A 13,639-nucleotide genomic window follows, 5' to 3' on the forward strand; every position below is an offset into this window, starting at 1 on the left:
GAAACAACACACAGATACCATTCACCCCCAACACAATCCTCCGGGTTGTGGTTCGGGCGGGGGAATGATGGTGTGACAGTTTCATAGAGTTACGGCGGCCATAGCGGAGGGGAAACGCCCGGTCCCATTCCGAACCCGGAAGCTAAGCCCTCCAGCGCCGATGGTACTGCACTCGACAGGGTGTGGGAGAGTAGGACACCGCCGAACATCCTTTCCCGAAGGCCCCCACCAATTACTGGTGGGGGCCTTCGGCGTATCCACATGTCTCGCACATTTCAGAAGTCGAGAAAGCCGGCGACGATATCGATGGCGCGCCCATCCTCGTCGAACATCCCGTAGAAGTAGACCGAGCCGTAGCCGAACAGGTACTCCTCGACGAACTCGTCGTCCGGATCGTCCCGGACGGGCCATCCCTCCTCGTCGATCTGGAACAGGAATCGATACCCGTCGGCCTCCACCCTCGCCGCGTATGACGGTTCGTTCTGGATCAGGACCGGAGTCGGGCCGATGCGGACGAAGGGTGGCGTCTCCACATCCGGGTCGGCGAAGACCATTGCGGCACGTCCCAGCCCGGGGTGCCGGCCGCTGCTCCCGCCGCTGCGAGAAGACGGTTCGTGGAGGACCACGCGCACGCCGATATCGGGGTATTCGAGATCGGCGTCGGCGATCGTGAACCCGCGGCGGAGAAACACCGACGCCTGCCGGTCCCCGAGCCATGCCGCAACCGTCGTGTCGAGCGTGAGCAGATAGTCGTAGGACTCGACGATCGGATCCGACTCGAAGCAGGCCGGCGGGTTGCCGCCGACGCGGGAACCGGTATCGGTGTCGACGGCGGCGATATCGAGGTGCACTGTCTCCATTCCCGTGAATATAGGCAACCCGTCGACGACAAGACATCAGACGTCTGAAGTCTGTAGACTCCTGGACTGGAGGTGAGGACTGTGGCAGAGCACGCTTTGCGAAGCGGGCCCCTGGTTCCGCAGCTGGAAGAGCTGTTCAGGAGGCGGATCGATACCGGCGAGTGGGCGGTCGGGCAACGGCTCCCCAGCGAGACGGAACTGGCGGCGGAAGTGGGTGTGGGGCGTTCGTCGGTCCGCGAAGCCGTGAAGCTGCTGGCGCGGGACGGGCTGTTGGACGTCCGGCACGGCGTCGGCACGTTCGTCGCCGAACCCGCGGCGGGGCCGGCGCTCGAAACGCTGCTCCGTCGGTCCCGCGTCCTCGAGGTGCTGGAGGTCCGTCGGGCGCTCGAGGTCGAGGCCGCCCGCCTGGCTGCGGATCGTGCGCGTCCGGAGGATCTTGCCGAGGTCCGGCGACAACTCGCCGATCGGCACGATCGTCACGAGCGCCACGCTGTCGATTCCGACGCCTTCGTCGCCTCCGACCTCGACTTTCATCGTGCCGTCGTCGCGCTGGCCGGCAACTCGGTGCTGACGGCCCTGTTCGACTCGGTGCGTCCCGTCCTGCACGCTGCGCTCGTCGAAATGGTCGAGAACGAGCCGCAGGTTCCGGACACCGGCGGCGCTCACGACGCCCTGGTCGATGCGCTCGAGGCCGGCGACGGCGCGGCGGCGGTGGCTGCGACCGCCGCGAATCTGGATCCGATGATGGCGAAGCTGCGCGAAGAAAGGCAGGGCGAGTGAGTACCCGCATCCACGGTGAGGTGGTGCTGAGCACCGAGGACGTCGATCTCGTTCGGGACGGGCGAACCATCCTGGGCGGCATCGACGTTCAGATCGAGCAGGGACAGCACTGGGTGTTGCTCGGGGCCAACGGTGCCGGTAAGAGCACACTGCTCAGCCTGCTGGGCGCCGTCGCGCACCCCACGCGTGGCACCGTCCACGTGCTCGGACATCGTCTCGGCCGGGTCGACATGCGTGAACTGCGCGCGCACATCGGTCACGTCAACCCGCGGCACGCCGTCGAACGTCCACTGACCGTGCGTGACGTCGTCCTCACCGGGCTGACCAACACCACCGAGTTCGCGCAGCGGTGGCAGCCCACCGATGCGGACCGCGAGCGTGCGGAGGAACTGATCGCGATGATGGGGATGTCGTCGCGCATCGAGGCGCGCTGGCCCGTCCTGTCGCAGGGGGAGCGGGGACGCGCGTTGATCGCGCGCGCGTTGATGCCGCAGCCTCCGGTGCTCCTGCTCGACGAACCCGCGACCGGCCTCGACCTCGCCGCACGCGAGCAGTTGCTGAGCGCGCTCGACGAGATGCGCGCGCGGCACCCGGCGATGGCGAGCATTCTCGTCACCCATCACATCGAGGAGATCCCGACGACCACGACGCACGCGCTGCTCATCCGAGACGGGCGGGTGACCGCGCAGGGTCCGGCGGAGGCGGTGATCACGACCGAGCGCATCAGCGAGTGTTTCGACCACCCGATCACCATCCTCCGTAACGGTGGGAGGTACTCGGCCCAGTCGCGGACGCCCGGGCTGGGTTCGACTGCCTGACCCGGACCCGGTGTCACCGAGATCGTTCGCAACGCGTATAAATACATCTTGTGTCTAAGTTGTGTTCGGCGGCCGAGCTCGCGTACCGCGAGGTAAAGGAACTGATCCTGTCCGGCGAGCTTCCGGGCGGCGAGCTGATCAGCGAGGGCGAGATCGCGACGCGGATGGGATCCAGCCGGACACCCGTGCGCGAGGCCTTCCTCCGGCTCGAGGTGGAGGGCTGGATGCGGCTGTACCCGAAGCGGGGTGCACTGATCGTGCCGGTCGCCGACGGTGAGGCCGAACACGTCGTCGACGCGCGTCTGCTGATCGAGGTTCACGCCGCCGAGGCGGTCGCGGCGAACCCTCGGGCCCTGGATGCGCTGGTGGCGACGCTGCGCGAGAACCTGGCGCAGCAGCAGGACCTGGTCGCGTCGAGCGGCGACGCTGCGCAGTTCAGTGTGCTCGACGCCGACTTTCACCGCGCCCTGGTGCGTGCCGGAGGCAACCCGCTGCTCGAGACGTTCTACGAGGGTTTGCGGGAGCGTCAGCGCCGGATGACGGCGCATTCTCTAGCCCGCGATCCGGAGCAGATCACCAAGATCATCGACGATCACACCCGCCTGGCGGATGTGATCGAGTCCGGCGATGTCGAGGGGTTCGCGTCGGCCGTGCGCCGGCACATGCGGGAGGTCCATGCGCTCGGGGAGGGGGGACGGCGATGACGACGGTCCGAGAAGAGCGAGAAGGCCGAGAAGACACAGTCGCCGGCATCGACACCGCATCGTCGAGACGCCTGCGTCCATGGATGCTCGTCGCGGCGGGCATGTTCGCGGTGGCATGGGGCGGGAACGAGTTCACCCCGCTGCTGGTGATGTACAAGCTCGATCACGGGTTCACCCAGGTGGTGGTCGACACGTTCCTGTTCGCCTACGTGCTCGGGATCGTGCCGGCGCTGCTGATCGGCGGACCACTGTCGGATCGGCTGGGGCGACGCCCCTTGATGCTGCCGGCCCCGTTCGTGGCGGTGGCCGGGTCACTGGTACTCGCCACCGGACCGGACTCGGCGGCGTGGCTGGTCGCCGGGCGCGTCCTGTCGGGCGTCGCGCTGGGGCTGGGCATGGCCGTCGGCGGCAGCTGGCTCAAGGAACTGTCGACGCCGGACCGGGATCCGTCGGCCCGACCGGGTGCCGGTGCGAGGCGCGCCGCGATGAGCCTGACCGCGGGATTCGGTATCGGCGCCGGCGTCGCCGGGATTCTCGCGCAGTGGGCGCCGTGGCCGAGTGCGCTTGCGTACGTGGTCCATTCGACCATCGCGTCGGCGGCCGGTATCGCGTTGCTACGGGCGCCGGAGACGCGGACCGCGGTCCCCAAGGACGAGCGTTGTTCGCTCGCGCAGGATCTGAAGATCCCGGCGGCAGGGCACCGCCGCTTCCTCTACGTCGTCGCCCCGGTGGCCCCGTGGGTGTTCGGTGCGGCCGCGTCGGCGTACGCAGTGATTCCGGCGCTCATGACCGGTCGCAGCGGCAGTGCGCCCGTGGCATTCTCGGCGCTGCTGTGCATGATCGGTCTCGGCTCGGGATTCGCGATCCAGGCGGTGGGACGCAGGATCGACACCCCGTCGAGCGCCCGGGCGGTCGCGGTGGCCCTCGCGGTGCTCGTGGTGGGCATGTCGGTTGCCGCCGTCGCGTCGCACGTCCTCACCGTGCCGGTGTCGATGATTGCGGCGGCGATCCTCGGTTGCGGTTACGGCCTCGCGCTGGTGTCGGGGCTGCAGGAGATCCAGCGGATCGCCGGCCCGGACGACCTGGCCGGCCTGACCGCGGTGTTCTACTCGCTCAGCTACCTCGGCTTCGCGGTGCCCGCGGTGATGGCGATGATCGCGGAGACGAACCCGGCCCTGACTTACCCCCTGATGTTCGTGTTCGGGGCGCTCGTCGCCGCCGCCAGCCTGGTGCTCGTCCTGGTCAAGTGGCGGCGGCACCTGCCGGAACCGGCGTCGGCGACGGCGTCAGAGCGCTGGTAGCGGCTTCTCCGCGAGCCACGCCTCCCACAGACCGCGCAGCGGTTTGTCGGTGAAATGCGCCGCCAGATCGGTGAACTGCTCGGTCGACACCGTCGCGTGTCGGTACTTGGCGGTCCACTTGTGCAGCAGGGCGAAGAAGGCGTCGTCGCCGATCTGCTGCCGCAGCACGTGCAGGGTGAGGGCGCCGCGTTTGTAGATGCGGTCGTCGAACATCACCTGCGGTCCGGGGTCGCCGAGCAGCATGTCCTGCGGCTTTCCGGCGAGCCCGCGGTGCGCCTGCAGGGCGTGCGCGTGCGCGTCGGGGCCGCCCGAGTTCTCGGACCACAGCCACTCGGCGTAGCACGCAAAGCCCTCGTGCAGCCAGATGTCCTTCCACGCGCCGAGAGTGAGGCTGTTGCCGAACCACTGGTGTGCGAGTTCGTGTGCGACAAGGCGTTCGGAGCCGCGTCGGCCGTCGCAGTGGTTGGCGCCGAAGATCGACAGGCCCTGCGCCTCGATCGGGATCTCGAGGTCGTCGCCGGTGACGACCACCGCGTAGTCCGCGAACGGGTAAGGGCCGAAGAGCTTTTCGAAGACCTCCATCATCTGCGGCTGGCGGCCGAAGTCGTGGTCGAAACGGGCCCGGAGATCGGTGGGGTGCAGGGCGAACATCGGGACGCGACCGCCTCCGACGCGTCGGCGCTCGTACGGGCCGATCTGGACGGTCGCGAGGTAACTCGCCATCGGCTCGGCCTGCTCGTACACCCACGTGGTCTGGCTCGCCTTGGTCTGCTTGCGGATCAGCGTGCCGTTCGCGACCGCGTGGTACGGCGAGTCGGTGGTGATCGAGATGCGGTAGCTCGCTTTGCAACTCGGGTGGTCATCGCACGGGAACCACGATGCCGCCCCGTTGGGCTGGCTCGCGACCAGCGACCCTTCGGTGAGTTCCTCCCACCCGACGTCGCCCCACATGCTCGCGATCGGCTGCGGGTTGCCGGCGTACTGGACGGTGATCGCGAGCGCGGCCCCGGACGGGATCTTCTGCGCCGGGGTGATCGTCAGCTTGCCGTCGCGGTGGGCGTACTTCGCGACCCGACGGCCGTTCACCGACAGCTTCGACACCTGCATCGTCTGCGCGAGATCCAGCGAGAAGCGGGGGCGGACGTCGGTGGTCGTCGCGGTGATCGACGCCTTGCCGGCCAAGCGGTTGCTGTGCACCTTGTAGGTGAGATCCAACTCGTACCGGGACACGCGGTAGCCGCGATTGCCGTTCTGCGGCAGGTACGGGTCCAGCGGTCCTTCGGAGACCTTGCCGGGCTTCATCGGGTGCCCTCGTCGGCCGTCGAATCCGCCGACGGCGCTGGATCGTTCCACGGCGAGATCGGATTGCCCTGCCAGCGTGTGGACGGCGGGACGACGTCGCCGCGCATGACGAGCGACGCGGGGCCGACGGTGGCGCCGTCGCCGAGTCCGGCGGCGGGCAGCGCGACGCAGTGCGGGCCGAGGGTGGCGCCCGCGCCCAACGTGACGGTGTCCATGGACATGATCCGATCATGGAACAGGTGGGTCTGCACGACGCACCCCCGCTCGACGGTGGCGCCGTCGCCGAGCGTCACCAGGTCGGCCTCGGGCAGCCAGTACGTCTCGCACCACACCCCGCGGCCGATGGTCGCCCCGAGGCCGCGTAGCCACACGTTCATCACCGCCGTGCCGTTGGCGGCGCGTGCGAACCACGGCGCCGCGACGGTCTCGACGAACGCGTCGGCCACCTCGTTTCGCCACACGAACGAACTCCACAGCGGGTGCTCGACGGTGCCGATCCGGCCGACGACGAGCCACTTCGCGGCCACCGACACGGCGCCCGCGACGGCGCCCGCGAGCATCAGGACCACGCCGCCGCCGAGCGCCGCGAGCCCGAAGCCGCCGACCGAGACCAGCCACGCGAGCGTGAACAGCACGCCGAGACCGATGCCGAACGTGACTGCGACCGGGATCAGCCGGCAGGTCTCGACGATCGCGCGGGCGATCTTCAGGCGCAGCGGCGGATCGAAGGTGCGGGCGGTGTCGGACTCCGTCGCCGCCCGGCGCAGCCGCACGGGCGGGCTGCCCAGCCACGACGATCCCGACTTCGCCTTGCTCGGGGCCGCCGACAGCACCGCGACGAGGCCGTTCTTGGGGACGCGCCGGCCGGGCCCGGCCATCCCGGAGTTCCCGAGGAACGCGCGCTTGCCGACCTTGGCCGGCTCGATGCGCATCCAGCCGCCGCCGAGTTCGTAGCTCGCGACCATGGTGTCGTCGGCGAGGAACGCGCCGTCGGCGACGGTCGTGAACTTGGGCAGCACCAGGGCCGTCGAGATCTCGGTGTTGCGCCCCACCTTGGCGCCGAGCAGTTTCAGCCAGAGCGGCGTCAGGAGGCTCGCGTACAGCGGGAACAGGAACGTGCGGGCCGAGTCCATGAGCCGCTCGGTGGCCCACGCCTGCCAGCCGACGCGGCTGCGCACCGGGTGGTAGCCCTCGGTGAGCCCGATCGACAGCAGTCGCACGGCGATCACCGTCAGGGCGGCGAACACGAACAGGCTCAGCAGAGTCGCGACCGGCAGGATCGCCAGCGCTCGCCAGAACGCGTCGCCGAGGTCGGCGGCGCCGCGAACCCGCCACCCGATCAGGATCAGGCCCGCGGCCAGGCCGAAGATCGGCATGCCCGCGAGCACGACGGAGGTGACGCCGTAGATGGGCACCCAGCGGGTGGCCCGCCGCGGCGCGTGATCGGGCCACGGGTGCGTCGCCTTGCCGACCTTGACGGCCGGCGAGCCGGCCCAGTGCTGCCCGGCCTTGACCTTCCCGAACACCGCCGACCCCGGCGCGACCTCGGCACCGCGGCCGATGCGGGCGCCGGGCAGCAGCGTCGAGCGGGCACCGACGGCGGCACCGGCCCCGATCCGGATCTCACCGATGTGCACGACGTCGCCGTCGATCCAGTGGCCGGACAGGTCCACCTCGGGCTCGACGGAGCAGCCGTCGCCGAGCACGAGCATGCCGGTGACCGGGGGCAGGGTGTGCAGGTCGACACCGCGGCCCACCCGCGCACCGAGGGCACGGGCGAAGTACAGCATCCACGGCGCGCCGGACAGGTTGTCGGCACCGCTGGCCTCGACCAGTCGCAGGGCGGTCCACAGCCGCAGGTGCTCGGGTCCACCACGCCGGTAGGTGCCCGGTTTCAGTCCGCGCAGCAGCAGGCGGGCCCCGGCGACCGCGATCGTCATGCGGCCGAGCGGGGTGATGAACAGGACGAACGCGAGCGTCACCCACCACCAGGACAGCGTCGGCGCCCAGTCGACGTCGAACCAGGCCAGGACGTTGCCGGCGATCGCCAGCCAGGTCACCCACTGCAGGCCGGTGAGCGTCATGAGCGGCACGGTGGCCGCGATCTGCGCGGCCTGCGCGCGTCGGGGCATGGGCTCGACGTGCCGGGGCGCGACCGTCTCGGCTGGCGACAGTTCGTCGAGGAAGTCGGCGAGCGACCCGAGGCGGGGGTGGTCGTACAACTGCGCGACGGTCACCTCCGGGAAGCGTGCGCGTAGGGCCGTCACCAACTGGGCTGCGGACAACGAGCCACCGCCCAGTTCGAAGAAGTCGTCGTCGGTTCCGGTGATGCTCGCGCCGAGGGTCGACGCCCACAGCCCGGCGACCCACGCGGCTGTCCCGTCGAGGCCGAGGGCTTCCGCCGGATCGCTGTCGGCGCCGGGCAGCGGCCACGGCAGCGCGTTCCGGTCGACCTTGCCGGACGTGCGGGTGGGCAGCTCGTCGACCAGCGCGAGCCGGGGCACCAGCGCGGCGGGCAGGTGCTCGGCCAGCAGGTCGCGGGCGGCCTTGAGGTCGAAGTGCGGATCGGTGCTGGCGAGGTAGCCGACGAGGATCGACGTGCCCGACGCGGTCTTGCGGACCGCGGCCGCCGCACCGCTCACCCCGGGGAGATTCTGCAGCGCGTTGTCGACCTCGCCGAGTTCGATGCGGCGTCCGCCCAGCTTGACCTGGTCGTCGGCGCGACCCTGGAAGAGCAGGCCGGCGGTGTCGAGGCGGACCAGGTCGCCGCTGCGGTAGGCGCGGTCCCAGCCGAGCGTGGGCATCGGCGCATACTTCTCGGCGTCCTTCGCCGGATCGAGATATCGGGCGAGCCCGACGCCGCCGATGACGAGTTCGCCGACCTCGCCGTCGGCCACCGGCTCCCCGGACGCGTCGACCACCGCGAGATCCCAGCCGTCGAGCGGCAGGCCGATCCGCACCGGGCCGGTGCCGTCCATCAGCGCGCCGCACGCGACGACGGTGGCCTCGGTGGGCCCGTACGTGTTCCACACCTCGCGGCCGGGGACGGCGAGTCGCTCGGCGAGGTCCGGCGGGCAGGCCTCGCCGCCGAAGATCAACAGCCGCACCGCCTCGAGTGCCTCGGCGGGCCACAGAGCCGCGAGCGTCGGGACGGTGGAGACGACGGTGACGTCGCGGGAGACCAGCCACGGCCCCAGGTCCATTCCGCTGCGCACCAGCGATCGGGGCGCGGGGACCAGCGCGGCGCCGTGCCGCCACGCGAGCCACATCTCCTCACACGACGCGTCGAACGCCACCGACAGCCCTGCCAGCACCCGATCCTCGGGCCCGATGGGGTTGTCCTGCAGGAACATCCGGGCCTCGGCGTCGACGAACGCGGCTGCGTTGCGGTGCGTGACCGCGACACCCTTCGGGGTGCCGGTGGAACCCGACGTGAAGATGATCCAGGCGTCGTCGTCGGGCGTCGGCCGGCGGACGTCGGGTGCGGTGGTGCGCCGCGGCGCCGTGCCGGGCTGGACGCCGTCGGCGGTGAGGATCGCCGCCACCTGAGCCTCCCCGAAGACCAGTTCGGCGCGCTCGTCGGGGTCGTCGGCGTCGACCGGCACGTACGCCGCGCCGGCCGCGAGCACCGACAGGATAGCGATGTACAGATCGCGCGTGCCCGACGGCATGCGCACCCCGACCCGGTCGCCGGCGCCCACCCCGGCGTCGGCGAGCCAACGGGCACCGGTCGCGATCTCGCCGAGCAGTTCGCGATAGGTGAGGGTCGCCGTGCCGTCGTCGATCGCCGGCGCATCCGGATAGGCCGCAGCGGTGGCCTCGAGGATGTCGACGAGCGTGCGGGGTGCGGGCGCCAGGGACGACCTGAGGAACTGGGCCGGTACCCGTTCCATCAGGTCGTGAGCCTGCTGATCCGTCTGGTCTGTTGCTGACTGGGCAGACAATCCGGGCTGTCCCTCTCTGTGCCTGGTCGGACGGGCACCTGGTTCTCTCACGGCAAGGTGTCCGGTGGATGAACACCCCGCCGCCGCGCACCCGCCCGTCAGGCTCTCGGTTCTTTCCGACGATTCTCCCCCGGATGTGTCGAAATCCGCGCCCCGGCACGTCGTGTTCCCGAAAGCCGGGGTGACCGGCCCCGAGCCGATTCCCGGCACCGACGAGCTCGCGCTGGTGACGGCCCGTTCGCGGAGCCGGCCGAGGAGGGGCATCGCAGAGCGCCTCTCGCCGCTCGGACCTCCAGTACGGTGACCTGCCGTCCGGCGGCTCGTCTCCCCGAGCCCGAACGAACGGAGAGTTGGTCGTGGAACGGTGACGAATGTCGTTGTGCAGGAATGTCGCAACGCGGTCGACGTGGCTGCCCGAGTGCTGACTGAGGCCGGTGCGCCGTGGGTCGTCAACATCGTCTCGTCGATGGTGATCGGTATCTCGGTCGGGGCGCCGGCCTGGGGCGTGTTCCGCTGATCGGCTGGTCCCGGGTGCACCTCGGGGACCACACGAGGGGTCAGGTGGTTGTCGGTGCGCTCACCGGGGTGGTCGCCGCCGGCCTGACCTACGTCCTGATCGCTAGCGCAGATCGCGAGTGCGCATTAATCATGTTGTGGTAGTGAAGTTTTCGAATCGACTTCAACGGTGCGAGTGAAGCTCGACGGGGGTCGGACCGTCGTGCGATGTTGGACGTCGGTCCGACTTGCCCGGATTCCGCGAGTGTGACGGCCATCTCATCGAAGAGTCCGCGGGTGCGGGTTGACACCACGCGAATCGCTCTGCCATTCTCGTTGCCAGGTCACGAGTACCAGCGTCAAGCCCCGGCTAGCTGGTCGGCAACCCTCCAACCGCGGTGGGGTGCTCCGGGTGACGACCAGGTCATGGTCCACAAGGACATGGCAAGCGCGGACTCCGATGGCGTCAACTCTCATCGCTGACGAGTCCCAGGACTCGAAGGATGTTGTGATGACCGCTGTACTGGCCTCCGACGCTTGTGCCACCTCTCCGCTCGCCCGTGTGTCGGGCTGTGACTTGCAGGTTCCGCTCGTCGGGGGTGGAACCTGCACCTACGCGAACTTCGACTACGCGGCCAGTGCGCCCGCATTGTCGCAGGTCACCGATCGGGTTCAGGAGCTGCTGCCGTTCTACGCCAGCGTGCACCGCGGCGCCGGCTACGCCTCCCGGGTGAGCACCGAGGCCTACGAGAACGCCCGAGGATCCGTCGAGCGTTTCGTCGGCGCCGACACCGACCAGGTTGTGGTCTTCACCCGCAACACCACCGACTCGCTCAACCTCCTCGCGAACTGCGTCCCCGGTGACGTCGTGGTGCTCGACATCGAGCACCACGCAAACCTGTTGCCGTGGAAGAACTCCCGGATCGTCGAGGCCGCCGACACCGTCGCCGAGACCATCCGCCGTATCGTCGCCGAGCTGTGCGCCAAGCCCGCCGCGCTGCTGGCGATCACCGGAGCCTCCAATGTCACCGGTGAGGTCCTGCCGATCGCCGAGCTGGTCGAGGTCGCCCACCGTTGCGGCGCCCGCGTCCTCATCGACGGCGCGCAGCTCACCCCGCACCGCCGGGTGAACCTCGCCGAGACGGGCATCGACTACCTCGCCTTCTCCGGGCACAAGCTGTACGCGCCCTTCGGCGCCGGCGTGCTGGTGGGCCGCCGCGACTGGCTCGACGAGGCCGAGCCCTACCTTGCCGGCGGCGGCGCCGTGCGTGAGGTGAAGCTCGACGAGACCTGCTGGGCGCCCGCCCCCGCCCGCCACGAGGCCGGCAGCCCCAATGTCCTCGGTGTCGCCGCCCTCGCCGCAGCCTGTGATGCTTTGTCCGAGTTGGACTTCGAGAAGGTCGTCGAGCACGAGCGCGTCCTGTCCACCCGTCTCGCGGAGGGCCTCGCCGAGATCGACGGCGTGCAGCTGCTGCGTCTGTGGTCGGACGCCCCCGACAGCGTCGGCATCGTGACCTTCGCGATCGACGGATTCGAGCCTGGGGAGATCGCCGCGTACCTGTCGGCCGAGCACGGGATCGGCGTGCGCGACGGCCGCTTCTGCGCCCACCCCATCCTGAACCGCATCGGCTACGGCGACGGTGCCGTCCGCGCGAGCCTCGGTCTGGGCACCGCCGCCGGCGACGTGGAGCGTCTCATCGCGGCCGTCCGCCAGCTCGTCGCCGGCGAGGCCACCTGGAACTACGGCAAGACCGACGGCCTGTGGAACCCGGTTCCCGAGACCCGCGGATTCTCGACCCAGACCGCCGGCGCCTCCGAGTGCGTGTAACCGTCTCGGAATCAGTGTGATTCGAACTGTGGTGGGGGAGAGAATCGGGGGATAGCGTGTCGAGTATGGAGTCGACGTACGTGGGCAGTCAGTGGTCCCGCCGCCATGTCGACCTGTGCCGCACCTCCTCGGGCATGTGTACGCGCTGACGCCCCGCGCCGTCCACCACCTGTCTTCTCCCGAGGAATCGCCATGTCCGAGTCCGTTTTTGCCTCCGTCCACACCACCGCACCGCGCCGTCCGTTGCGCGTGGCCGTCGAACTGACCGGCGCCGGGCACCACCCCGCCGCCGCCCGCGTCGCCGGGAACATCCCGCTCACCGGACCCGACTACTGGGTAGACCTGACCGTCGGTCCCGACACCCTCGACCTCGCCGCCCAGCCGCCGGTCGTCTACCGGGTCCGGGCCGCCGGACTGCGCGAGGCGCAACAGGCCCGCAGCCGGATCCGCGCGCGGGTGGCCGCTGACGGCCGCGACCCCGACACCGTCGCCGTCCTGGTCGACGTCGAAACCCTCGTTTCCGTCGATTCCCGCAGCGCCCGTGCCGAACTCGCACTACTCGACGAAACGCTCGGGGTGCCGCACCAGCCCGCGTCGCTGTCGTACATCGGGACCGCGGAGGGTCTGGCCAGTCTGGTCGCCGACATCCATGCCGCCGACGTCGCCGACGGGGTGACCCTGCTGCCGCTCGCGCTGCCGAACGTTCTCGGGCGCGTCGTCGACGGAACCCTGCCCTGGCTCGAACGTCGCGGTCTGATCACCGCGTCCGACGCGGTCGACGAGGCGCTCGCACGGTTCGGGTTGACCAGACATGCCCGCGCGTCCTGAGCGGCCGACCTCAGTCCGGCTTGTGGGCCTCGACGAGGAATCGGGTGGAGTGCGCGACGAACGAGCCCTCCGCGCGGATGTGCTCGTCGAGGTCCCGCAGTCGGTCGTGGTAGCCGTCGACGGTGAATCCGGGAACGATCCAGATCACCTTCCGCAGGAAGTAGACCACGGCGCCGATGTCGAAGAACTCCACGCGCAGTCGCTCGAACTGCAGATCCACGATCTCGAGCCCGGCGGCGCGCGCCTCGGCTGCTGCCGTGTCCGGACGCCGGAACTGTCGCGCCTCGGGTTGTGGACCGAGGAAGAACTCGGCGAGCTCGAAGGCGCTCGCGGGGCCCACGTGCTGGGCCAGATAGGTGCCGCCGGGGGCGAGTACCCGTGCGATCTCCTGCCACCACACCGTATTCGGGTGACGGCTGGTGACCAGATCGAAGGCGTTGTCCGCGAAGGGGAGTGGTGGCTCCTCCGGAGCAGCCACCACGACCACGCCCAACGGGTGCAGCAGCGCGGTCGCCCTCGTGAGGTTGGGCGGCCAGAACTCCGTCGCGGCCATCGTCCGGGGCAGCGCGCCGGCACCCGCGAGGACCTCTCCGCCGCCGGTCTGGAGATCGAGTGCGGCCGTCGCTCGTGCCAGGCGCTCATCCAGGAGACGTTGGTAGCCCCACGACGGACGCTGTTCGGTGGCGCGCCCGTCGAGCCACGAGAACTCCCAGCCGTCGACCGAAACGGCCGCGGCCTCCGCGACGAGGTCGTCGAATGTGCGATCCATCTCCCTGATC

General features: G+C 69.9%; 12 protein-coding genes, 1 rRNA gene and 1 riboswitch. Of the genes, 9 read left to right on the top strand and 4 right to left on the bottom strand.

Going from position 1 to position 13,639, the window contains the following annotated elements:
• The first annotated feature begins 90 nt into the window (after window positions 1-90).
• A 5S ribosomal RNA gene (gene rrf / locus ABTV10_RS02715) occupies window positions 91-207 on the top strand.
• A gap of 68 nt (window positions 208-275) precedes the next feature.
• Here the strand turns inward: rrf and ABTV10_RS02720 are convergent.
• Entirely contained in the window at window positions 276-860 is a 585-nt protein-coding gene (locus ABTV10_RS02720; RefSeq protein ID WP_499032340.1) for a hypothetical protein, read from the bottom strand.
• An 81-nt stretch (window positions 861-941) separates the two neighbouring features.
• On the opposite strand from ABTV10_RS02720, the gene ABTV10_RS02725 reads away from it, so the two are divergent.
• The 4 genes from ABTV10_RS02725 to ABTV10_RS02740 are packed head-to-tail and all read left to right on the top strand — an operon-like array spanning window position 942 to window position 4,463.
• Complete coding sequence (locus ABTV10_RS02725) at window positions 942-1,640, top strand: FadR/GntR family transcriptional regulator (RefSeq protein ID WP_499032341.1); 699 nt, start codon at window positions 942-944, stop codon at window positions 1,638-1,640.
• A complete protein-coding gene (locus tag ABTV10_RS02730; protein WP_499032342.1) occupies window positions 1,637-2,458 on the top strand; it encodes an ABC transporter ATP-binding protein in 822 nt (273 codons plus the stop codon). Before ABTV10_RS02725 ends, ABTV10_RS02730 begins: the two co-directional genes overlap by 4 nt.
• Before the next feature lie 50 nt (window positions 2,459-2,508).
• On the top strand, window positions 2,509-3,162 hold the full coding sequence (locus ABTV10_RS02735) for a GntR family transcriptional regulator (protein ID WP_499032344.1): 654 nt from the start codon (window positions 2,509-2,511) through the stop codon (window positions 3,160-3,162).
• A complete protein-coding gene (locus ABTV10_RS02740; protein WP_499032345.1) occupies window positions 3,159-4,463 on the top strand; it encodes an MFS transporter in 1,305 nt (434 codons plus the stop codon). Before ABTV10_RS02735 ends, ABTV10_RS02740 begins: the two co-directional genes overlap by 4 nt.
• On the opposite strand, the gene ABTV10_RS02745 is transcribed toward ABTV10_RS02740, so the two are convergent.
• Both ABTV10_RS02745 and ABTV10_RS02750 read right to left on the bottom strand, forming a co-directional pair.
• Entirely contained in the window at window positions 4,449-5,816 is a 1,368-nt protein-coding gene (locus ABTV10_RS02745; RefSeq protein WP_499032346.1) for a M1 family metallopeptidase, read from the bottom strand. The genes ABTV10_RS02740 and ABTV10_RS02745 overlap by 15 nt on opposite strands.
• Window positions 5,762-9,658 (bottom strand): Pls/PosA family non-ribosomal peptide synthetase, encoded by a 3,897-nt coding sequence (locus tag ABTV10_RS02750; protein WP_499032348.1) that lies wholly within the window; start codon window positions 9,656-9,658, stop codon window positions 5,762-5,764. The genes ABTV10_RS02745 and ABTV10_RS02750 overlap by 55 nt, the downstream gene beginning before the upstream one ends.
• Before the next feature lie 415 nt (window positions 9,659-10,073).
• Here ABTV10_RS02750 and ABTV10_RS02755 point away from each other — a divergent pair, with 415 nt between their 5' ends.
• The 4 genes from ABTV10_RS02755 (at window position 10,074) to ABTV10_RS02770 (ending at window position 12,860) form a co-directional block, all read left to right on the top strand.
• Complete coding sequence (locus ABTV10_RS02755; RefSeq protein WP_499032350.1) at window positions 10,074-10,226, top strand: hypothetical protein; 153 nt, start codon at window positions 10,074-10,076, stop codon at window positions 10,224-10,226.
• A gap of 320 nt (window positions 10,227-10,546) precedes the next feature.
• Window positions 10,547-10,661, top strand: a riboswitch (SAM riboswitch).
• Between the two features lie 54 nt (window positions 10,662-10,715).
• On the top strand, window positions 10,716-12,032 hold the full coding sequence (locus tag ABTV10_RS02760; RefSeq protein WP_499032351.1) for an aminotransferase class V-fold PLP-dependent enzyme: 1,317 nt from the start codon (window positions 10,716-10,718) through the stop codon (window positions 12,030-12,032).
• A gap of 65 nt (window positions 12,033-12,097) precedes the next feature.
• Complete coding sequence (locus tag ABTV10_RS02765; protein WP_433613206.1) at window positions 12,098-12,181, top strand: putative leader peptide; 84 nt, start codon at window positions 12,098-12,100, stop codon at window positions 12,179-12,181.
• Window positions 12,182-12,224: 43 nt separating this feature from the next.
• Window positions 12,225-12,860, top strand: a complete 636-nt coding sequence (locus tag ABTV10_RS02770) for an LLM class oxidoreductase (RefSeq protein ID WP_499032352.1) — start codon at window positions 12,225-12,227, stop codon at window positions 12,858-12,860.
• A gap of 10 nt (window positions 12,861-12,870) precedes the next feature.
• Here the strand turns inward: ABTV10_RS02770 and ABTV10_RS02775 are convergent, their stop codons facing one another.
• Window positions 12,871-13,629 carry a class I SAM-dependent methyltransferase gene (locus ABTV10_RS02775; RefSeq protein ID WP_499032354.1) on the bottom strand — a complete coding sequence of 253 codons (759 nt, stop codon included), beginning with the start codon at window positions 13,627-13,629 and terminating at the stop codon, window positions 12,871-12,873.
• Window positions 13,630-13,639 lie beyond the last annotated feature (10 nt).

The organism is Paraburkholderia sp. RHO2 (genome assembly GCF_050955445.1).
GTDB lineage: Bacteria > Actinomycetota > Actinomycetes > Mycobacteriales > Mycobacteriaceae > Prescottella > Prescottella agglutinans_A.

Excerpts from the sequence above, each read along its gene's own strand:
- ABTV10_RS02760 (WP_499032351.1), top strand. The coding sequence starts at position 10,716 with ATGACCGCTGTACTGGCCTCCGACGCTTGTGCCACCTCTCCGCTCGCC.
- ABTV10_RS02720 (WP_499032340.1), bottom strand. The coding sequence starts at position 860 with ATGGAGACAGTGCACCTCGATATCGCCGCCGTCGACACCGATACCGGT.
- ABTV10_RS02750 (WP_499032348.1), bottom strand. The coding sequence starts at position 9,658 with ATGGAACGGGTACCGGCCCAGTTCCTCAGGTCGTCCCTGGCGCCCGCA.
- ABTV10_RS02770 (WP_499032352.1), top strand. The coding sequence starts at position 12,225 with ATGTCCGAGTCCGTTTTTGCCTCCGTCCACACCACCGCACCGCGCCGT.
- ABTV10_RS02775 (WP_499032354.1), bottom strand. The coding sequence starts at position 13,629 with ATGGATCGCACATTCGACGACCTCGTCGCGGAGGCCGCGGCCGTTTCG.
- ABTV10_RS02765 (WP_433613206.1), top strand. The coding sequence starts at position 12,098 with ATGGAGTCGACGTACGTGGGCAGTCAGTGGTCCCGCCGCCATGTCGAC.
- ABTV10_RS02740 (WP_499032345.1), top strand. The coding sequence starts at position 3,159 with ATGACGACGGTCCGAGAAGAGCGAGAAGGCCGAGAAGACACAGTCGCC.